16 protein-coding genes and 1 pseudogene are annotated in these 20,927 nt (G+C 60.6%); 8 read left to right on the forward strand and 9 right to left on the reverse strand.

Features of this window, described 5'->3' with window-relative positions; translation table 11 throughout:
• Positions 1-13: 13 nt before the first annotated feature.
• The 6 genes from NUH86_RS17890 to NUH86_RS17915 all read right to left on the reverse strand — a co-directional run bounded on the left by NUH86_RS17890 (position 14) and on the right by NUH86_RS17915 (position 7,641).
• The gene (locus NUH86_RS17890) at positions 14-988 is read right to left on the reverse strand and encodes an SDR family NAD(P)-dependent oxidoreductase (RefSeq protein WP_267252673.1); all 975 of its coding nucleotides are present in this window, start codon (positions 986-988) and stop codon (positions 14-16) included.
• A 52-nt stretch (positions 989-1,040) separates the two neighbouring features.
• The gene (locus tag NUH86_RS17895) at positions 1,041-1,916 is read right to left on the reverse strand and encodes a TIM barrel protein (RefSeq protein ID WP_267252674.1); all 876 of its coding nucleotides are present in this window, start codon (positions 1,914-1,916) and stop codon (positions 1,041-1,043) included.
• Positions 1,913-3,610: a GMC family oxidoreductase gene (locus NUH86_RS17900; protein ID WP_267252675.1), complete on the reverse strand. Its 1,698-nt coding sequence runs from the start codon at positions 3,608-3,610 to the stop codon at positions 1,913-1,915. The genes NUH86_RS17895 and NUH86_RS17900 overlap by 4 nt, the downstream gene beginning before the upstream one ends.
• Positions 3,611-3,745: 135 nt before the next feature.
• Entirely contained in the window at positions 3,746-5,545 is a 1,800-nt protein-coding gene (locus NUH86_RS17905) for a thiamine pyrophosphate-binding protein (protein ID WP_267252676.1), read from the reverse strand.
• A 535-nt stretch (positions 5,546-6,080) separates the two neighbouring features.
• Positions 6,081-6,812, reverse strand: a complete 732-nt coding sequence (locus tag NUH86_RS17910) for an enoyl-CoA hydratase/isomerase family protein (protein WP_267252677.1) — start codon at positions 6,810-6,812, stop codon at positions 6,081-6,083.
• 310 nt (positions 6,813-7,122) lie between these two features.
• Entirely contained in the window at positions 7,123-7,641 is a 519-nt protein-coding gene (locus NUH86_RS17915; RefSeq protein ID WP_267252678.1) for a MarR family winged helix-turn-helix transcriptional regulator, read from the reverse strand.
• Positions 7,642-7,919: 278 nt separating this feature from the next.
• Between NUH86_RS17915 and NUH86_RS17920 the strand changes: the two genes are divergently transcribed.
• Together NUH86_RS17920 and NUH86_RS17925 are read left to right on the forward strand one after the other, a co-directional pair.
• Positions 7,920-9,719, forward strand: coding sequence for a thiamine pyrophosphate-binding protein (locus NUH86_RS17920; protein ID WP_267252679.1), 1,800 nt, complete (start codon positions 7,920-7,922; stop codon positions 9,717-9,719).
• Positions 9,720-9,952: 233 nt separating this feature from the next.
• The gene (locus NUH86_RS17925; protein WP_267252680.1) at positions 9,953-10,726 is read left to right on the forward strand and encodes an SDR family NAD(P)-dependent oxidoreductase; all 774 of its coding nucleotides are present in this window, start codon (positions 9,953-9,955) and stop codon (positions 10,724-10,726) included.
• A gap of 92 nt (positions 10,727-10,818) precedes the next feature.
• Here NUH86_RS17925 and NUH86_RS17930 read toward each other — a convergent pair whose 3' ends face one another.
• On the reverse strand, positions 10,819-12,066 hold the full coding sequence (locus tag NUH86_RS17930; protein WP_267252681.1) for a cytochrome P450: 1,248 nt from the start codon (positions 12,064-12,066) through the stop codon (positions 10,819-10,821).
• 557 nt (positions 12,067-12,623) lie between these two features.
• Between NUH86_RS17930 and NUH86_RS17935 the strand changes: the two genes are divergently transcribed.
• From NUH86_RS17935 to NUH86_RS17945, 3 genes and pseudogenes are all read left to right on the forward strand, one after another.
• A complete protein-coding gene (locus NUH86_RS17935; RefSeq protein WP_267252682.1) occupies positions 12,624-14,444 on the forward strand; it encodes a flavin-containing monooxygenase in 1,821 nt (606 codons plus the stop codon).
• Positions 14,445-14,447: 3 nt separating this feature from the next.
• Complete coding sequence (gtdA, locus tag NUH86_RS17940) at positions 14,448-15,527, forward strand: gentisate 1,2-dioxygenase (protein ID WP_267252683.1); 1,080 nt, start codon at positions 14,448-14,450, stop codon at positions 15,525-15,527.
• Between the two features lie 95 nt (positions 15,528-15,622).
• Positions 15,623-15,808: pseudogene (locus NUH86_RS17945) on the forward strand (fumarylacetoacetate hydrolase family protein); the annotation flags it as partial.
• A gap of 100 nt (positions 15,809-15,908) precedes the next feature.
• On the opposite strand, the gene NUH86_RS17950 reads toward NUH86_RS17945, so the two are convergent.
• Positions 15,909-16,706: an IclR family transcriptional regulator gene (locus tag NUH86_RS17950; protein WP_267252684.1), complete on the reverse strand. Its 798-nt coding sequence runs from the start codon at positions 16,704-16,706 to the stop codon at positions 15,909-15,911.
• A gap of 260 nt (positions 16,707-16,966) precedes the next feature.
• Here NUH86_RS17950 and gtdA (NUH86_RS17955) point away from each other — a divergent pair, with 260 nt between their 5' ends.
• Genes gtdA (NUH86_RS17955) through NUH86_RS17965 form a run of 3 tightly spaced genes read left to right on the forward strand, consistent with a single transcriptional unit; the run spans position 16,967 to position 19,373 of the window.
• On the forward strand, positions 16,967-17,977 hold the full coding sequence (gene gtdA, locus NUH86_RS17955) for a gentisate 1,2-dioxygenase (RefSeq protein WP_267252685.1): 1,011 nt from the start codon (positions 16,967-16,969) through the stop codon (positions 17,975-17,977).
• On the forward strand, positions 17,970-18,671 hold the full coding sequence (locus NUH86_RS17960; RefSeq protein ID WP_267252686.1) for a fumarylacetoacetate hydrolase family protein: 702 nt from the start codon (positions 17,970-17,972) through the stop codon (positions 18,669-18,671). The genes gtdA (NUH86_RS17955) and NUH86_RS17960 overlap by 8 nt, the downstream gene beginning before the upstream one ends.
• A 24-nt stretch (positions 18,672-18,695) precedes the next feature.
• Positions 18,696-19,373, forward strand: coding sequence for a 4-carboxy-4-hydroxy-2-oxoadipate aldolase/oxaloacetate decarboxylase (locus tag NUH86_RS17965; protein WP_323749034.1), 678 nt, complete (start codon positions 18,696-18,698; stop codon positions 19,371-19,373).
• A 205-nt stretch (positions 19,374-19,578) separates the two neighbouring features.
• Here NUH86_RS17965 and NUH86_RS17970 read toward each other — a convergent pair whose 3' ends face one another.
• Positions 19,579-20,847 carry a cytochrome P450 gene (locus NUH86_RS17970; protein ID WP_267252687.1) on the reverse strand — a complete coding sequence of 423 codons (1,269 nt, stop codon included), beginning with the start codon at positions 20,845-20,847 and terminating at the stop codon, positions 19,579-19,581.
• Positions 20,848-20,927 lie beyond the last annotated feature (80 nt).

Consider the following 20,927-nt stretch of genomic DNA (forward strand, 5'->3'; position numbering starts at 1 on the left):
TCCCCCTACGGCATCATTTGGCCGGTATCGGGGGCACACCCGGCTGCTGCGCCAGACGATTGAGCTGATATTGCAGAAAATCGACGGAGTTGGAGAAATCCCTGGTGCCTGCGGCGCGGGAGGTAAGCTGCTCCAGATTGTCTCTGATCGACTCCATCGTCAGGTTCAAATCGATGAATCCTTCCGTTATCGCGAAATATTCGTGGCAGATGCGACCTGCGGCCGTGTCGAAAATCTCGCCGGTAAACGGACATTCCTCATGCGCGAGATAGCCGATGGCGGGCGATGTGAGTTCCGGGCGAACATAAGTGCGCCACCAATCCTTTGCATCGCCCCCCGCCCCGATACTGGGCCGCGCGTCATCCGGATCCGCGAAGAATCCGTCCATCATTCGCGTGAGCGCCAACACGCCGACCGAATTGACCTTGATGCCGTGCTGGGCGCCATCAAGGGCCATGCCGCGCGCCAATCCAACCAGGCCGGTCTTCGCCGCCCCGTAATTGGCGTTATTTTCAAGACCGGCCAGTGCGGCCTGCGAGGTTATGAAGACGATGCGGCCATATTTCTGCGCCATCATGTGCGGCCAGGCTGCCCTGCTGACCAGGAACCCGCCATCCAGATGGACAGACATCACGCTGCGGTAATCTTCGTAGCTCATCTCGCCGAAGGGCGCGAAGCGCACGATGCCGGCGTTATGCACGACGATGTCGATACGGCCCCATTTTTCAACAGCCGCATGGACCATCGCCTGGGCGCCCTCGGGCGTTGAGACATCATTGTGATCGGCAATGGCCTCGCCACCCGCGTTCACGATTTCGCCGGCTACGGTTGCAGCCGGCGTGTCCACAGCGACGACGCCGTCCATCGCGACGCCGAAATCATTGACCACGACCTTCGCGCCACGTTCAGCCAGGAGGTGGCAGTGCGCGCGCCCCATGCCCCGGCCGCCGCCGGTCACCAAGGCGACCCGCCCATCAAATCTCATCATCTGTTCCATATCTTCCGGTCTCTCGTGGTCAATCGCAGGCCTGTGATCTGGTCTATTTCGTATCGGCGCTCTCAAGCGCGAGGCCGACCTCAACTTCCATTCGCCGGAGCGCGGCGATGCCTGAATGCTCGGCTGCGGCAGATGCTTCCGTCCAGCCATGCTCTAGTTCGATCAGACCGTCCGCTTTGCCGTCCCGGACGGCTTGCGCCAGGAAGCGGACCAGATCGAGCGTTCCTGTTCCGGGTGCGATCCGTCCAGGCATGTCGGCCAGTTGCACCGTGGAAACATAGTCGCGCGCCAATTCCCAGGCCGCGTGAATGTCGCCATCCATATCCTGGACATGGCCGGTGTCGAATATCAGGCGCACAGCCGGATGTCCGGTCTTCTCCAGGAAGCTGACCGCCGCCTCCGTCGTCCTCAGCAGCAGGTTAGGAAGCGCGATCATATGTTCGATCCCGATGACCAAACCGGCGGCAGCCGCGCGGTCGCCCGCCCGTCGCATATGCTCGGCGGCTGCCTTTTCCTGTTCAAGCCAGGGGAGATCGGGCGTTCCTTGCAGAACCACTTCAACCGTCTTGCTGCCGACCCTGTTCGCCAGGGCAATCGAACGATCCAGATTCCGTTCGATTTCGGTCCAGGCCGATCGCCCATCGCGCGCGAAAAGCGCGGTGAACATGACATCGAAAGGAGCGTAGGTGATACCTCCGCTTTCCAGGTCATGCTGGCGCAGGGCCGAGATCAGGTCCTCGATCTCCGCTTCCGGACGGCTGATCATCCAGGGGTCGAAGATCCCGGCAAATCCCTGTTGCGCGGCGAAGGCGATATGATCGGCCGGGTTGATGGTTCCGACGCTTTGCCGGAAAAGCGGTTCGGTCTGGGTGATATATCCCAGATGTGGCGCAAAGCGCAGAGATAGGTCGTTGCTCATGCGCGATCGTCCTCCAGGATCATGTTTGAGGCCTTTTCAGCGGCCATCATCACTGGGATATTCGTTCCTGCCGCCATGAGGGTGGGGAAGATGGAGGTGTCGACGACGCGCAGCCCGTCCACGCCGACCACGCGGCAGCGCGAGTCGGTGACGGTGGTGTCCTGGCCCGGATCGCCCATGCGGCAGGTTCCGGCGGAATGCCCGCCAGCGAGGGTGGACTGGGCCACCTGCGTTCTCACAGCCTCCGGATCGTCGATGATCTCCTTCAGGTCGCGTCCCGCCTTGGCAAGGAAGCGGTCGCGGAGCGGGCCGGGGGCGGACAGTCCGATTGCGCCCGCGACGCTGAGCATCTGTGCCTGCCAGTCATTCTGCATGAGCTTGAAAACCAGCGGCGAAGCGTAGTTGGGAAGGAAGCTGAGGTTCACCAGCCTGGCCACCGGCGCTGCATTCACGAGGTTCGCGACGAAGTGCAGGCTGCCGATCATGCGGTCCATGTCGCGCTGATCGCTCAGAAAATTGAAGTTTACGTCCAGATTGCCCGCGGGCTCAATCCTTACGGAGCCGGTCGAATAGACTTTGTTGAGGAGGATCATCAGGTTCGCCACCTGAGCGGCAAGGGGATCCCAGTTCAACTGGTTCGGTGTGCGTTCCCACACGTCCAGCATCATGTCGGTCGGTGGGCAGCCCGGCACCTTGGACGAATAGCGGACCAGCATGGGGCAGGGGTGGGGTACCGCACGGGTCTGCCGCCCCTCGGGCTTGAGATGGGCGCCGATGGTCAGGAAGGGGTGATTGATCAGGTTCGTGCCGACACCGCGCCGGTCCGCAACGACGGGAATACCCGCTGCTGTCAAATCGGCCGCGGGGCCGATCCCCGACTTCATCAGGAAAGCAGGCGAGTGGATCGCTCCCATGCAGACGATCGTCTCGGCAGCCATGATCCGGGTCACGCGCCCATTCTGCTCGACCTCAGCGCCGACGACGCGTCGCCCGTCGAACAGGAGCCGCTGCCCGGTCGTCTCGGTGCGGATCGACAGGTTAGGGCGCGCCCTGACCTGCGGCGTAAGATAGGCGTCGGCCGCCGATTGCCGTTGCGGACCGTCCGCGTTGAGGGGCACGGCGCCATAGCCGTCGCCCTGTTCGATGTTGAAGTCGGGAATTTCCTTGATCCCCCGACCCTCCAGCGCGGTGGCGATCGCCTGGCTCAGGCCGCTCCATTTCGTGGAATCGACGCGCCGGAGGTGCAAGGGACCGTCGCGGCCATGATCTTCCCCGTCAAAGTCATGATCGGTTTCCAGCTTCTTGAAAAAAGGCAGCACCTCTTCCCAGCTCCAGCCCGTCACGCCCAATTGCCGCCACTCGTCATAGTCGGACACGAGGCCGCGCAGGGCGTGCATGCCGTTGATCGACGATCCACCGCCCAGAACGCGCGCCGCCAGCAGCGGCAGGCCTGGCCCCGATGCGTTGGTCTTGGCGATCATGTTCGGCCAGAATAGCCGTGGGTTGCCCATGGTGCGGACGCGTGCGTCCCGCACGACCGCGCCGTCCGCATCGGGGCCGGGAGCATGGCCCGCTTCCACAAGGATAACGTCGGCGGAAACTTGTTCGCTCAGGCGGCTGGCGAGCACGCAACCCGCCGAACCGCCGCCCAAAACCAGATAATCACATGTCGCCTCGAATGTCGCGGCTTCCATTTCAACCTCTCCTGGCTGCGTTCATGCGCAGCCATATATAGTAGCGGCGGGGTCTTGCCCGTCTTGGATAACGTTGCGGCCCAGCCTGCCGAAGTGTCCGGGCGCTTGTGTGCCCGGCGCCACCTGTTGTTGAATTCAAGCGGGCCAGCTCCCTTCGAGGGGGGGACCCATATGGGCACCGGCGCCCTGTTGCGGCTTGCGGTCGGAGAGGATGGGGATGACGTCGCGGATGGCGCGGCGGATGCGGGTTTCCGGATCGGTCCACACGTCGAGTATGTAGCTGCCCTCGGCCGCGATCGCGCGCTCCAGGGCGGCGGGCAGGTCGGCCGGGTTGGTGACCCGCTCGCCCTCGACGCCCTGCGCCTTGGCCAGCGCCACGAAGTCGGTGCTTTCGGGCAGGTCCACCCACGGGTTCTGGATGCCCCACAGGCTCATGCCCTGGCGGTTGGCATAGAGGCAGTGATTATTGTCGATGATCACGATCAGCTTGATCTTGCGCTCGGCCAGCGTGGAAAGCTCCATGCAGTCATAGTAGAAGCCGCCGTCGCCATGATAGCTCACCACCGTCCGTTCAGGCGCCGCCAGCTTGGCCCCGATGGCGATGGGCAGGCCTGCGCCCAGCGACATGTAGCGCGAACCGAGCGGCATCGGGGTGACATTCTTGTAGTGGAAGGAGCGGTACAGCATGAAGGCCTGTCCGCCGCTGTCGCCGACGACGAGCGAGTTGTCGGGCAGCAGCTTGGACATCTGGTCGATCAGATAATATTGATTGACCTTCTTCTCCGATCCGCCGTCGCTGCACAGCTGCGCATGATAATCATACCATGACTGCTTGGATGCCGCGATGGCGTCGAGATCGGCCGCGCCGGCCCCCGGGGCGATGCTGTTCTTCTCGACGCTGTCGAGCAGTTGCTGGAGGACGATCCTGGCATGACCGGTGACGCCCAGGGTCGGCTGGAAGATCTTGCCGAGCTGGTTGGGATCGACATCGATCTGGATGACGTTCTTTGGCTTTTCGATGTTCCAGGCGCCGGTGGTCATCTGCGAGAAGGTGGTGCCAATGGCGATCCAGAGATCCGATTTCTGCACCAGTTCGTTGGCGCTGACCCAACCGAACGAGCCGACCACGCCCGCGAACAGGGGATGCTCGTCGGAAATGGCGCCACGGCCGCCCCAGGATGTCGACACCACGGGGATCTGCAAGGCTTCGGCAAAGGCCTGGAGTTCCGCAGTCGCGTCGGCGAGATGAATGCCGCCGCCCACGAAGAGTACGGGTGCGCTGGCCTTGCCGATCATGTCGAGGATGCGCAAGATCGTCGCCTCCGACGCGGCGGGCGGTTCGGGCAGGGTCAGCGGTTCCGCGACGCAGGCGGTCTCATGGGTCAGCGCCTGGAAGGCGATGTCGAGGACCGCCGAGCCCGGACGGCCGGTGCTGGCCGCCAGAACCGCCTGGCGCACCGCGAGCGGCAGGTCATCGGCGATGACCGCCTTGCGGGCCTGCTTGGCGATCGGCTTGAAGGCGGGCAACAGCTCGGCTGAATCCTGCAGCCCTTCGCGAAAGTCCAGAGAACTGTCCAGGTTGACGTCCATCATGAAGAAAGGCGTGCTGTCGGTCTTCGCTGCATAGACCACCGGGCTTGCGTGCAGCGCGCCGACGCAGTGGAACAGGCAGGCCGATGCCGCCCGGCCCTTGACCCGGTTGTAGCCATAGGAAATCCACGCGCCAGACAGTTCCGTGCGCGCATTCATGTTCGCCATGCCGCTCGTCGCAACATGATGGATCACCGCGCCCGTGCCACCACCCGAATAGCCGATCACCAGCTCCACGTTCGACGCATGAAGCGCCTCAACAACCGCCTGTCCACCCGATCGCGCCTCCTGGAAATGACCCATCGCCCGGTCGCTGGATGTGGTTTCTATTGTCTCGATACCCACGTGCTGAACTCTCCTGTCGCTTTCGACTCCCAATTAATACCTTACAGCGATAACTGTCAATTTACTTTCATATATTGGTCGCGATGACGGGTGAGCCTGCCGCCTCGATGATAGACCTAATTATGATATAAACGATTGTAATATAATAAATTTTGTGCATTTAATCCAATAGCATTGGCAAAATAAGCTTTTGCTTCGCCGAGTGTCGAGTGCAAACTTTCGTCGGCAAATGGACAAAGTGAGAGCCGTCAGCGGTTCATGTGCGCGCTGACTACGGACGCAAGGCTTCGCTTATCCGGCTCACACCATAGCTGGAAGGCGATGGCGACACCGTCGTCAGGGTTGTGCACACTCAAGGGTTGACGAGAGGTCCGGCCAAGGTCAATGTTAGAGTCCGCGTCCGTCCACTCCTCACGGGCCTGCAGTTCATGTGCAGCCAATGGCTTATCGCATCGACAATCCCATCGCCGCCAAGCGGAGGGAGTATGCAGGTTCGTCGCGAATAGGGGGGGGTGCAAAGACCTTGCAAAGACCTTCACGTCTTGCCTCCGAAACGGGTGAAGCTCTTCTCGGCTACGGGCGAAGTCGTTGCGTTCAAAAACAGGCGGTTCGCTTCGATGTCGAGCCGTTCTTCAGGCACGAAGCTGCTGAAGAAGGTCTTCACGGCACCCGCCTGCCATCGCGGCAGGGCGGCAAGCCGCTCGGCTAGAACGATAGCAGCTTCAAGAGGGCGATCCTCCACAAGGTCTGCAAGCCCGCAGGCTTGCGCCTCAGTCCCGGAAAGAGTGTCGATCCCCCAGCACAGGCGCCGCGCGGCGGGAACGCCGATGCGACTGATTATGGCGCCGATTCCCCAGGCGGGGAAGAGCCCTATCGGCACTTCGGGCATGCTCCACTTCGCGGCGGCGTCGGTGATGACGATATCGCAACTCGCCGCCAGCGTAAGCCCACCCCCGATCGCAAATCCATGCACCGCGGCTATCACAGGCTTGGCGCTTTGCCCGATCATTCGGGCCACTTGGCCGGAATCAGCCTCAAAGCGCTGGCGGTCGGCCGGCGACATAGCGGCAAGACCCGTCAAATCGCTACCGGCGCAAAAGCCCCGCCCTGTTCCCGTCAGGATGATCGCTCCAAGGTCATCATCATGGTCTGCATCGCGAACGGTCTCGATTAAAGACGATACCACCGCATCCGACATCGCATTGCGTTGTTCCGGTCTATCCAGAAAAATCGTCAGTACCGCTCCAAACCTCTCTGTCTTGATCATTCAAGTCCCTTTCCAACGGCAGATAATTGGCCGAACCGATGCATCCAAGGATCAGCCTTATCTCCGTTTTGAACGCTGGCAGCCGTCGGTAGGACGATGACCATGACTGCCGGTAATGGCGAAGGCGGCAACGCACATCGGGCTTGCAAGTCAGTTCAAAGAGGAAAATCAGGAGGTCACGTCACCAGCCCCATGACCGTATAATTCAAGCTGAATAGCCTCCGGTAATCGCGGGTCTCAGCCACGAATTAGGCCTATATCGATCAAAATGCTCTCAAGACACATAAAGCAGAACTGTATAGCGCTTGCTCTAACCTTCTAAGGCCTCGGCTTTAACGCGCTTGGAAGAAGAAGCTTTTGTTGAGCCGGGCTGCTTGGGTGCATTCTGCTGGGTTGAAGCGGGCAGCGCCTTCAAAATGGGCGGCTCGCCCCAGGCCCCCTCCAGAGCCTCATGGAACGCCTTCATCCGGCGTGCCCCAATCCTCCCCTCCAATTCCGCTTCAAGGGCCTTAAAGATCCGGGCGCATAGATCCTCCTCGTCATCCAGATCCTGCTTGAGCCGAGCGACGCGCGATCGGCGGTCTTCCGGGTTTTCAGTTACGACTATGATGTCACGCTGGCTGAGTTCAGCCAAAATTTGGCTGACCGCCTGCCGGGACACGCCCAAATTACGAGCGATGTTGCTGGCCTTCGTTTCGCCGGCCGCCATATTGGCAATGACGAGAGCCTCCGCCCGCGTCAAAGAGGGGCCGTCATTGGCCTCGAGCGCCTGCTGGAAAGCGTCATGAAACCAGTTGATTCGTTTCGTGAGGATCGAGATCAGAGACAAAAGAGGCACTTTCTCAAGTTGGACGTTAGCAAGAAAATAGACATTTGGTTGAGTTTCGCAAGCTTGGGGAGGTTTCTAACACGGTCATGCCTGAATGAGAAGGCAGGCCATGTTGGCTGCGAGGCCTAGCGCCTTGAAAATATACCTCGGCCTTGGCTGGGGAGGCAGCGTCAGGTTCGGCCGAATGCCGTTTCCCAAAGGAAAATACGCCATAAACTTGACATTCAAGTTAATTGCCATTCTGATGGAGGGCAATCAGCTAAGCGTGGAGAGATGCCGTGAAAGACGACAAGGTGGATGGTGCTGCCAGCGACCGGGCGATGGGTCATTTCCAGGAGGCGCGATCGGGTGGACAGGCGGTTGTTGAGGCGCTTCATGCGTCGAACGTGGAGCTGGTGATCGGCTATTCGGGTGGTGGCACGGGCGCGGTGATCCATCATGTTGCGACGAGCGGCATGGCGAACATGAATGCGCGCACGGAACTGTCTGGCGCGTGGATTTCCTATGGCTACAACCGGGTCAAGGGCCGGGCGGCATCGGCCTGCCTGTTCCACTGCGTCGGCGCGCTGCACGCAAGCCCGGTGGTCTATGCAGCGAAGACCGACAGCACGCCTTTCTTCATGATGGACGTCAACCTGGACAGTTCTCTGGACTTTCGCGAAGGGCTGCAGGATTCAGCCGAGCTGTTGCCCGCCTTCAAGCCGATCGCCAAGCAGGCCCGCAAGGCGGTCATCGCCGATGACCTGCCGCTCGCGGTGCGCCAGGCGGTTCTGGCGGCCAGCACCGGCCGTCCGGGCTCGGCGGTCCTCGACATCGCCTTCCAGGCGCTGACCCATGAGACCGCCTGCGTCGCGGAACCGCTGACCCTGCCCGAACCGCCCGCCGCGTCGGAGGCGACGATCTTGCGCATCCTCGACATGATCGGCAAGGCCAGCGCACCCGTACTCTTCGTGGGCGGCGGCATTCATCTCGCCGACGCGACTGCGGAACTCCAGGCCTTTGCCGAAGCCTTGCAGATCCCCGTGGTGTCGACATCCTGGGGCGGCCGTGGCGCCATTTCCGACGAGCATCCCCTGTTCGCGGGCGTGGTCGGCTCGTTCGGTTGGGTCAGCGCCAACGAACTGGTGCAGAAATCGGATCTCTGGATCGCCATTGGCACCACCTTCTCGCAGATGACCACCGGCGCCTGGAACATCGAAAAGCCAAAGAACGTCATCCAGATCGATGTCGATCCCAACCAGCTCGGCAAGATCTTCCAGCCGACCCTGGGCGTCACCGGTCATGCCAGGATCGTCCTCCAGCAACTGCTCGACAGCGTCGAGAAGAACAGCATCGCCCCGGGGGCCGGCGCGGCCGATCTCGACGCCATCGCGGCATCCAAGCAGTCATGGTATGATTATCATGCGCAGCTGTGCAGCGACGGCGGATCGGAGAAGAAGGTCAATCAATATTATCTGATCGACCAGATGTCCAAGCTGCTGCCCGACAACTCGCTCGTCGTCGGCGACAGCGGCGGACAGGCCTTCATGCTGTACCGCTCCTTCCACTACAAGAATGTCACCCCGATGCCGCTCGGTTCGCGCTACATGTCGCTGGGCGCAGGCCTGCCCATCGCCATCGGGGCCAAGCTGGCGGCGCCTGAACGGACGGTGGTGAGCTATCATGGCGACGGCGGCTTCTACTATGACTGCATGGAGCTTTCCACGCTGGCCGAGCGCAAGATCAAGCTGATCGTGATCATCGACAATAATCACTGCCTCTATGCCAACCGCCAGGGCATGAGCCTGTGGGGCATCCAGAACCCGTGGGTGGACCTGCCCGAAAGCACCGACTTCGTGGCGCTGGCCAAGGCGCAGGGCGTCGAGGGCGAGCGGGTCACCAACCCGGCCGACCTGCCCGCCGCCCTGGAGCGCGCGATCGCGGCCGAGGGCAGCTACATACTCGACGTGTGGACCGATCCGGAAACCCGCATCCGCCGCGCCATCCGCGACGTCATCCCCATCCTCTCCGACCGCAAGCCGCAACAGGGCGCCGGTGCCCATATGGGTCCCCCTCTCGAAGGGAGCTGGCCTGCTTGAATTCAACAACAGGTGGCGCCGGGCACACAAGCGCCCGGACACTCCGGCAACAAGGCCCAGGGCTCAGATTGAACAATCAGGCGGGTGACATAATGATTCTGTATGACTGTCGCGTGTGAGCGACGGCGTCTGTGTTTCTCGCCCAGCCTGAGATATATATTCTGGACGAACCTCTTACGACAAAGCGCCAGTTTCATCGCCCGGCCGATCGAATTGAATGAGGCAGTGCACCAATGAGCGACTTGAAGGGTAAAACGGCCATCGTCATCGGCGTATCGCAGGCGAATATCGGTCGCGCGATAGCGCAACATTTTATGGAGTTGGGCGCTGACGTCATCGTCGCGGGTCGCAACGAAGCGGATGTCGATCGGACGGGTCGCGAATTGGGCGTTCTGACGCGGCGATGCGACATCACATTGGAAGAGGATCTTGAGGATCTCACCCGATTTGCGATTGAGCGTTACGGCCATGTCGACGTTGCGGTCAATGCGGTGGGGGCGAATCTTGTTCGGCCTTTCCTTGAGGTGACACGGGCAGAGCTGGATGCCGTGGTGAAGACCCAGTTCATCGGGACGTTTCAATTCCTGCAGGCGATGATCCGCGCCATGGAGAGTAGTGGCGGCTCGATCATCCAGATCTCCTCTGTCACGTCCCAGGCACTTCTGCCCGATCATGCCGCCTATATGGCTTCCAAGGCGGCAGGCGATATGCTGGTGCGATCGGCCGCGTTCGATTTTGGGCACAGAAATATCCGCGTCAACAGCCTGTCGCCCGGCGCCACCCTGGATGCGCCCATGGCAAGCGAGATCATGCAGGATCGCACGGCTCGAGAGGAGATATGCGACATGATCCCGCTTGGCCGGATCGGTACGGCCCGGGATGTGGCGGACGCGGCCGCATGGCTGGCGGGCGATCACTGCTTCATGACCGGCGAAAATCTTCAGATCAACGGCGGTATCGCCATCCCCGCACTAAGCGCGCCGCCCTCCGGGAAAATGAGGACTTAGCCGGAGATCTCGGATTCAGTTCCTGGAGCCTGCAAATGGCGTTTCTCCACGCCTGGAAAGCGACATGTGCCCCGTTTCAAGGGTGACGGACATCACCATTTGACCTTGAGGCTTCGCAGAGAAGGAACGACCAGGCTTTCTGTGTATCTGAGCGGCGCCTGATCGTCCGCCAGCCGCAACCTGGGAAAGCGGTCGATCACCACGTCCAACGTCTTCCGCATCTCTAGCCTGGCCAGCGGCGCGCCGATGCACACTCGGCTGAGTGCACCGAAGGCCATGTGCCGGCTCAGGCGCTCGCGGCGGGGATCAAATTCATCGGCCCGATCAAACAGCGATTCATCGCGCGAGGCGGACCCCAGGTGAAGGCAAACCATCGCGCCTTGGGGAATAGTCACTCCTGAAAGCGTGACATCGCGTGCGGTTGTCCGGATTTCGCAGCGAACCGGCCCTCGCAACCGCAGCGTCTCTTCGATCACATTGGCGCGCAGTTCCGGAAGGGCGCGAACATCCTGCAATCGATCAGGGCTGCTGAGCAGGAGGTGCATCATCTGACCGATAGCGTTGGCAGTAGTATCGCTGCCGGCCGCCACCACGCCGATGGTGTTCGTCACGATCTCCCGGTCGCTTATCGGGGCGCCCTTGACCTGCTCGGCGATGAGGAAGGACGCGAAATCATCTCGCGGCTCCCGGCGCCTGTCGGCAATGAGCCGTTCGATATATTCCTCGAAATCGACAAAACCATGCCAGCAGGCCTCGGCATGTTCGGGAGAGAGTGCCGACGAGCCGGTCAGCTCGAACCACCCTTCGGCCCACCCCTTGAATTTCTCCGCATCCTCGTCGGCGGCGCCGATCAGGTGGGCCACGGTGCTCACGGTCAATGGCCAGGTGAGAACCTCTACAAGATCGGCCTCACCGCGATCTTCGAACGCGGAAACCAGCTCCTCGATCCTGCGGTCCAGCCAGGGGCCGATGCCGTCGACCGCACGGTCCAGAGCGGTTTTCCAGACGCGCTTGAGCGGCATGTGCGTCGGCTGATCGATGGTGTTGAGATTGCCATCTACCGGGAGCGCCCAATCACCTTTCCGATCCAGGATCGATTGGGGTCTCGGACAGCGTGGCTGATGTGCGACGGCATTGGAAAAGCTGGCTTGATCCTTATAGGCGGCCCATACATCTTCGTGCCGCGTGACGACCCACATGCCGTATTTTTCCATATAAAAGACCGGCTGCTCCGCGCGGGCCTGAGCAAGCTCGGCAAATGGATCTTCCAGTTGCCCCGGCGTGAGAGGATCGAATCCGGGGAAATGGGGGTACGCCCGAAGGTCGCCGATCAATGCCATAGCCAATCCTCTCATTCGACTTTTTGCGATCTGAAATTCCGTCGCTATCCGTTGCAGCTAAAAGCTGGCGCGCACATATGTCAATATAATTGACTGCTATAATAATCTCCAACCGACCGGAAATCGCGGCAAACGCTTCGCTCCGGCTGGCGGAGCCGACATCTAAATAAGGGGCGGTACGTGAAAAAAATGTAGTCTCCGCCATTTTGCGCAGTTCGTCGAATATGCTCAGACGCCTTCTTCCGACAGTGTAGCTACCGTGACATCAGCCTGGCTTTTACGACAATAGATAGCGAGCTTCGCTTCATGCGCGATCCAACGATCCGCAGCGGAGCGTGAGTCGACAAGTCTAATTTTATGAAAAATAATTGACAATATAAATTTTCCGAATAAGCGTTCTTGTGTATGAACATGTTCGGCATATAATATCCAAGAGAGAAGGGTAGCTATGTTGATCCGTATCAGATGCTTGGCCTCAGTGAGGTCTCGTGGCCGAATCCGGCCGGCGGCTCTCAACCAGGAACCCTCTGCGTGGCTCGCAAATCAGGAGTAGGTCTTTGTCAGGTTGGGATGCTTTGTCGCCGTCGGAGCTTCGGCATGGTGCTGAAAGCTGGTTACAGACGCTGGAACAAGCGCTGGCGGAGGGCGACTATGATCGCGCTGCGGCCCTTTTGAAGCCCGACGGCTATTGGCGGGATTTGCTGACGTTCGACTGGAAATTCACGACCGTTCACGGAACTGCTGAGATACGTAGCTGGCTGGGCGAGACTTTGCACCGAAGTCCGCCCCACAATCTGCGTGTCGAGGGTGCGCCCTATGTAAGCATGCTGGCCGACATCGCGCAGACGCTCGATTTCTTTTTCACCTTCGAGACGGAGATAGCGTTCGGGCGCGGTCATGTGAGATTGGTCCGCCCCGAGCATGGGTCGGACTCGCCGCGCGCCTTCACCATGTTCACCAGCATGAGAGACCTGAAGGCCTTCCCGGAAACCGCAGGTCGCAATCGGCTGCGCGAATATCCGGAGGAGAACCGTGGGGCTATAGGCACCGGTGAGGAGGGCGATCCCGACGTCATCATCGTGGGCGCCGGTCAGGCCGGTCTGATGCTCGGCGCGCGCCTGCGTCAACTCGATGTCAAGACGTTGATCGTCGAGCGCGCTGCGGCGGTGGGCGATACATGGCGCAAGCGGTATCGCACGCTGAAACTCCACAACGACATCAGCATGAATCACTTCCCATATCTTCCTTTTCCTGAAAACTGGCCGACCTATCTGCCGAAGGACAAGGTGGCGGACTGGCTGGAATTCTATGCCAAGGCCATGGACCTCGACATCTGGACCAGCACCAGTTTCCAGGATGCAGAGTTCGATCCCGTCGAGCGCGTGTGGACGGTGAGGTTGCAACTGGCCGACGGCAGCACCCGCATCATGAAGCCACGGCACATCGTCAGCGCGATGGGCGTGGCCGGTTTGCCGCGCATGCCCAATATTCCGGGTCTGGATGACTTTCGCGGCACCCTGCTTCATTCGAGTCAGCCGTTCGACGATATCGATGTGGATGGGAAAAAAGTCGTGGTCGTCGGCGCCGGCACGAGCGCGCACGACATCGCCCAGAATTTTTGCTCGCGCGGCGCGGATGTGACGATGATCCAGCGGTCATCGATCACGGTGCTGAGCCTGGAGCCGAGTGGCCAGCGCGTCTATCAATTATACCGTGACAATGACGGCGTGCGGCCGATCGTGGATACCGACATGATCGGCGCAGCGGTGCCCTATCCTCTGCTTGCCCGATTGCACCAGCCGCTGAGCCGGTCAATCCAGGAGGCGGACAGCGAATTGCTGGACGGGTTGCGCAAAGTCGGCTTCCTGTTGGACAATGGCGAAGACGATAGCGGCTTCTATCTCAAATTGCTGCGCTATCACGCCGGCTATTATCTGAACATCGGCGCGTCGGACATGATTGTCGAGGGCAGGATCCAGGTCAGGCCGGGCGTCGGTGTCGAACGCCTTACCGAAGCGCAGGTCGTCTTGAGCGACGGCAGCACCCTTGACGCAGAGATAGTTGTGTTCGCGACGGGTTATCAGCCGCTTCAGGAGCAGGTCCGCAAGCTGTTCGGCGATGCCGTGGCGGACAAGCTGGGCCCGATCTGGGGCATTGGCGAAGACCGTGAGCTGCGCAACATGTATGCGCCCACGGCACAAGAGAATTTTTATGTACTCGGCGGCGGCTTCCCGGCGGCGCGTTTCTACTCGAAGTTCACCGCGCTTTACATCAAGGCTGATCTGAACGGGATGGTGCCGCATGATCGCAAGGGAAAAGACGACCGAGCCGGCGCCGCCGCGCCGTCACGCGAGCTAGAACAGGCGCGGACCAGCTAGGCCATGCAAGAGTCTGCCCCATCGGCGACGGACCGGCAGCAGAAGCTGGCCGCATTCTATGAGCGGGCCGATCCCCACGGTCTGTCTCCCCTCTGGCTCGCGCTTGCGCGATTGGTGCCGGCACAACCGGAATCTCCCGCCCGGGCGTCCATCTGGCGGTATGACGAGGTCCGGCCGTTTCTTATCGAGGCATCGTCCCTGATCGGCACGGAGGAAGCCGAGCGGCGGGTGCTCATGCTCGAAAATGCGGGCATGCCGGGGGAGGCCAAGATCACGCGCAGCCTCTATGCCGGGTTGCAGATCATCCAACCGGGCGAATATGCACGCCGGCACCGGCACACGGCGGCAGCCCTCCGGTTCGTGATGGAGGGAACAGGTGGGTGGACCTCCGTCGATGGCGAGCGGACGTACATGGAACCGGGCGACTTTGTCGTCACCCCTTCCTGGACCTGGCACGAACATGGGAATGAAGGGTCGGGGCCGGTCGTGTGGATGGACGGACTCGACGTGCACATCGTCAATCTGCTCGACGCCGGTTTCCGCCAGGACCAATCAGAACACGCCGCCCCGGCTGAGCGGACGACTGGTGCTTCCAACTCCACGTTCGGCATGAACATGCTGCCGGTCGGCTGCGATCGCAATCGGGCCACGTCGCCTCTATTCAACTATCCCTACGCCAAGGCGCGCGAGGCGCTTCATGGCCTAACCAGGGACACGGCCGACGACCCCCATTTCGGCTTTCGTCTTCGCTATGCCAATCCGGTCAATGGGGACTGGGCGATCGCCACCATCGCCACGTGGATGCAACTTCTCCCGAAGGGCTTTAAAACACAAAATTACCGTTCGACAGATGGAACGGTGTTCGTCGTCGCGGAAGGCGCCGGACGATCGATCGTTGGCGGGCAATCGATAGACTGGACCAAGGGCGACATCTTCGTTGTGCCCAGTTGGTCCATGGCAAGCCACGAAGCGTCCGAAGAGGCGGTCCTGTTCGGCGCTTCTGATCGCGTCGTTCAAGAGAAGCTGGGTTTGTGGAGAGAGCATCGTCAAATCCCCATAGACGAGCACCTGGCATATTCATGATGAAGAAGGCGCTCAGGCCGCGATTGACAGGATATAAGGGCAAATGAAGATCGGCCGCTTCAACGACAATCTCGTAGGTTGGTAGAGGGCGATTACGCGATCTGATCTTCAACGTGCAAAAGCTTATCAGCTACGCGAGCAGCTATTATTCATTAAGCCCGGGTGATCTCATATTTACCGGAACGCCCGAGGGAGTAGGGCCGGTCGAACCCGGAGACCGCATGAGCTGCAGCATCGCCAATATCGGGACCGCAGAGGTCGATGTCCGCTTGAGAAGCTGAGCACATATGCTGATGAATCGTCAGAAATGGCGAGGGCGCGGCTTGTTCTGTCCGGGTGCGTACACCACCGCCAAGGCGACAGTTCTCCTGGTGAGCGGGATCAATCGCTTCGCTTGGCAAAACCTCCGCCGAAATCGTCAAACAGCCGGCCCATATCCGCAGCGCACCGCTTGAGCGCGCGCGCGGCGTTCTTTCCAAGCTCCTCATTGTAGCGGGCGGCGGGGATTGCGAAGTTTATTGATCCTATCGGGAAATCGTCTGGACCCGCTACAGCGACGCCCACCCCGACGATCCCCGAAGTCCATTCCTCGAACGAATAGGCAACACCGGTTTTTCTTACTTCCTCAAGCTGCTTTTCCAGAGCCGCCCGCCGAACGATCGTCGATTCCGTTGAGGCTTCCAGTTGCACTCGCTTATAATAATCGTTCCTGTAATCCTCCGGCATCAGCGCCAGCATGGCCTTGCCGCCCGACGTGGCATAAAGGGGCGCCACCTCGCCGACCTTCATATGGGTGGTAAGGCGATGACGGCCCGTGACGGTCGCGACAACCTCCTGCTGATCGTCGTGGAGCTGGTTGAATGCGCTGGTTTCCCCGATCTCACGGGTCGCCTGCTGGAGGAACGATGTCGCTTCCTTTGCCAGATCGCTGGCGATGCGGCCGATTCGGACCAGCTTCAGGAGCTGGGGACCAAGCTGATAGGAGCGGCCGTCCGCGCCCAGAATGACATAGCCGCGCAGGACCATGTTGCGGAGCAAGGGGGTGAGGCTGCTTTTCGGGATGCCGAGTCTATCCGCGATGTTGCTGTGGGACACGCCGCGGCTCGACCTCGATAGAAGCTCGAAAAGGTCGAGCACCCGATCGGCTGACTTAACTTGGGTGTTTTGTTCTGCTGCCATGTTATTCGTCTCGTCGTCCCGCCTGAGTTTGCGGCCCTTGTATATGACGAAAAGGGCATGTCACAATCCCAGACGCGCAACTTCTCACAGTGCGCATCTTTCTTGACAAATTCCCACGCCTCGACTTGACAGCGCTCTTATGTCGTGTGCATATGAGAACAAGTTTCTAAGAAGGAATTTGCGGTCCAATGACTTCCACCAATTTTCCGCATGACGACGGGATCGTATCGACCGTCAACCGGAAAGCCGAAGCGGGTCGGATGCCGTTTTACGACAAGGCGAACGCTCAAAATCTTGCGCCCTTGTGGCGCGTTCTCCATGGCCTTGTGCCCGACCAGCCCAAGCCGAACGCCCTTCCTGCGCATTGGAGCTATGCCGCCATCAGGCCCTATCTGATGGAAGCATGCGACATCATTTCGACAGAGGAGGCCGAGCGCAGGGTCATGATCCTGGAGAATCCGGGGTTGCGGGGTCAATCGCGTATCACCCCCAGCCTGTTTGCGGGCCTTCAGATCATTCTGCCCGGCGAGATCGCTCCTGCTCACCGTCATGTCGCATCTGCGCTGCGTTTCATCGTCGAAGGAAGCGGTGCCTACACCGCGGTCGCCGGAGAGAAGACGATGATGGAGCCGGGCGATTTCGTCATCACGCCGTCATGGACGTGGCATGATCATGGCAACCCCTCGCCCAATCCGATGGTGTGGCTCGACGGGCTCGACATGCACGTGGTCAACATTCTGAGCGCCAGTTTCCGCGAGTCGTATGACGGCAAGGAGCAACCGATCACGCGGGAGCAGGGCGCATCCTTCGCCGAAGCGGGATGCAACCTTCTGCCGGAAGATTATAAACAGGAATCGCTGACCTCGCCGCTTTTCAACTATCCTTATCGGATCAGCCGGGATGCGCTCGACCGTATGTCCCGTTCACGCGATCCCGACCGTCATCACGCCTTTAAGATGCTGTATATCAATCCCGTCAACGGCGGTCCGGCGATGCCGACGCTCACGACGGCCATCCAGCTTGTCCCCAAGAGCTTCACCACCACGCCGTACAAATCCACGGCCGGAACCGTCTTCTCGGTTGTGGAGGGTAAGGGCAGCGTGGTGATCGGCGACATGCGTTTCGAGTTCGAGCCAAGGGACCATTTCGTCGTGCCGAGTTGGGTGCCCTTCACCCTTTCGGCCGATCAGGATGCAGTATTGTTCAGCTATTCTGATCGGGTCATTCAAGAAAAACTGGATATCTTTCGGGAGATGCGCGGCAATGCGTAATGACGAGTATATTTTTGACGCTCCGCCGGTAGTCAGCGTCGCCGTCGAGGGTGAAGAGAAGCGGTTCCCTGTGCGTCGCATCTACTGCGTCGGCCGTAACTATGCCGAACATATCCGCGAGATGGGCGCCGACGAACGGCAAAGCCCCTTCTTCTTCCAGAAGCCTGCCGACGCGATCGTCGAGAATGGCGCGGCCGTCGCCTATCCGCCGTTCACCAAGGACTTCCAGTATGAAATCGAACTGGTCCTGGCCATCGGCAAGGGCGGTGTCGATATCGCAGTCGACGATGCCGCGAACCACATTTTCGGCGTCGCCGCCGGAATCGACCTGACCCGTCGCGACGTGCAGATCGAAGCGCGCAAGACCGGCCGCCCTTGGGAGATAGGAAAGTCGTTCGACGCATCGGCACCCATCGGCACAATCGTTCCGCTGAAGGAAGGTGTTCTGCCGGAAAAGGGCGCCCTGTCTCTTCGTGTCAACGACGAGATTCGCCAGCGGGCCGATATCGCCGACATGATCTGGAACTCGGCCGAGATCGTGTCCCAGCTTTCCAGGCAATATACCCTTGTCGCGGGTGACCTGATCTACACCGGCACGCCCGCCGGTGTTGGCCCGATCAACCCCGGTGATGAAGTCGTCGGTGAGATTGAGGGCGTCGGGACGATCCGCGTGACCATCACCGATCCGCGCTGAAGCGGCTGTACGGAGGATCTGGTCGTGAAGTCAGGATGCGTAGTGCGGGATATTCGGCGTGCGGAGGCCGGCGTCATCGACGGGCTTGCCGCCGCAGGGGTCTCCACGGTTCATGAAGCTCAGGGCCGATCCGGCCTGCTGGCGAGTGCCATCAGGCCCATTTACGCAGGCGCGCGTATCGCTGGATCGGCCGTCACCATTTCGGCCCCTCCGGGCGACAATTGGATGCTCCATGTCGCGATCGAGCAGTTGCAGCCAGGCGACATATTGGTTCTTCAACCCACCAGCCCGTGCGATGATGGATATTTTGGCGACCTGCTGGCGACATCTGCGCTGGCCAGAGGATGTCGCGGCCTGGTGATCAACGCCGGCGTCAGGGATGTTCGCGACCTCACGGCGATGGGATTTCCGGTCTGGTCCAAGACGATCTGCGCGCAAGGCACGGTGAAGGCCACTTTGGGGTCGGTCAATATTCCCATCATCTGTGCCGGTGCGTCGGTCGATCCCGGCGATGTCATCGTCGCGGATGACGATGGCGTGTGCGTCGTCAAGCGCGTAGACGCCGCCTCGGTGCTTGTCGCCGCCCAGGCCCGCGAAAAGAATGAGGAAGCCAAGCGCGCCCGGCTCGCTACCGGTGAACTGGGGCTCGACATCTATCGGATGCGGGAGACGCTGGCGGCCAAGGGACTCCGCTACGAATAGATAGCCGCTGCACCAAGGCGTCCACGATAAAAGGCATGCCGATGATCGCGCGTGTCGCGGAACATATGGGCGAGGCTCATTTTGCATCCGGCGCCGGTCATTCTGGTTGGGGACAATGCCGCCGTAAGCGCCCGGCACGTGCTGACCAATGCTGATCCGCGAGGAGGCGAACAAACGGGCCCGCTGCCGTCATCGCTGCCGCGCTTCACCATTCCAGCGGCACCGATGTCGTGAAGCGCAGCGGAAGGCCGGGCGCATATGTGATCGGCTCGGACGGCGTAAGACGGAAATCGGGCAGGCGGACGAGCAGTTCGGTAAGCGCCACGCGAGCCTGCATCCTTGCCAATTGGCTGCCGATGCAATTGTGGCGACCAAAACCGAAGGCCAGATGCTGACCGGCATTTGGGCGAGCCAGATCGAACGTGCCAGGCTTGTCGAACTGGTCAGCATCCATCCCGGCTCCGTTCAACATCGCGTAGACGATCGCTCCGGCTGGAATCTCCACGCCCCGGATGACGACATCGCGTTTCGCGCGGCGAAGATTGCCCAGGGCGGAACCCCTCATGCGCAGCGCTTCCTCAATTGCCTGGGGCACCAATGCCAGGTCATCCTGAAGCGCGCGCCGCTGTTCGGGATTGTCATTCAGCAGAATGACTGTCTGGCTGATGAGGTTGGCGGTCGTATCATGTCCCGCCGCGATCAGATTGGGAATGTTGACGACCGCACTGGCATCGGAAACCCGATGGTTTCCGTTCGTGTCTTTCAATGCCAGGAGGGCAGAGAACACGTCATTGGCCGGCGCGCGCCGCAGTCTGGCGACATATTCCTTGAAATAGGCCTTCGCCTCCAGCAGGTTCGTCCAATGTTCGCGCAACTCTTCGGGCGGCATGGGATGCGCCGCCGCCGGTTCTTCCTCCGGAGAGCGGCGGACCGACAGCATCGTCATGAAATCATCGCTCCACCCGCGGAACAGATCGGCATGATCGGCAGGCACGCCAAACACGTCGACGATGGTCGAAAGCGCGAGCGGGTAGCTATATTGGCTCATCAGTTCGCACCGACCATCGGCGATGAAGCCATCGATCAGCCGTTTCGCCCGCTCCCTGACCGCGGGTTCCAGATCCGCCACCAGCTTGTGCGTGAATAGGCTGGCGAGAGGCTGCCGCAAAGCGGTATGCTCGGGCTTGTCCATACCCAGCAGCAGCTCGTGATCGGTGAAATCCCGGACTTGCGGCGCAAGATCGGCCGGCGGTGGCAGGAAGCCGAAAACCTTGCTGGAAAATGTATCGGCGTCTTTCAGCACCGTCTTGACGTCATCATATTTGCTGACGATCCAAAGCGCCAAGGGTTCGTAGAAGAACACAGGCGCCGTCGCATGGATTCGCGCGACCGCGGGATAAGGATCGTGAATATAGGACGTATCGAACGGATTGAACCAGTTGAAGTCGGTTGCTTCAAGACTCGCATCGCGCATCGCACGTCCTCTTTATGATTTATCCCGATGCCACCAGCATCGTCATGGCCGCCGCTTGTGCGGCGGCGAACATTTTGCAT

Origin of the sequence: Sphingobium sp. JS3065, assembly GCF_026427355.1 — a bacterium.
Classification (GTDB): domain Bacteria; phylum Pseudomonadota; class Alphaproteobacteria; order Sphingomonadales; family Sphingomonadaceae; genus Sphingobium.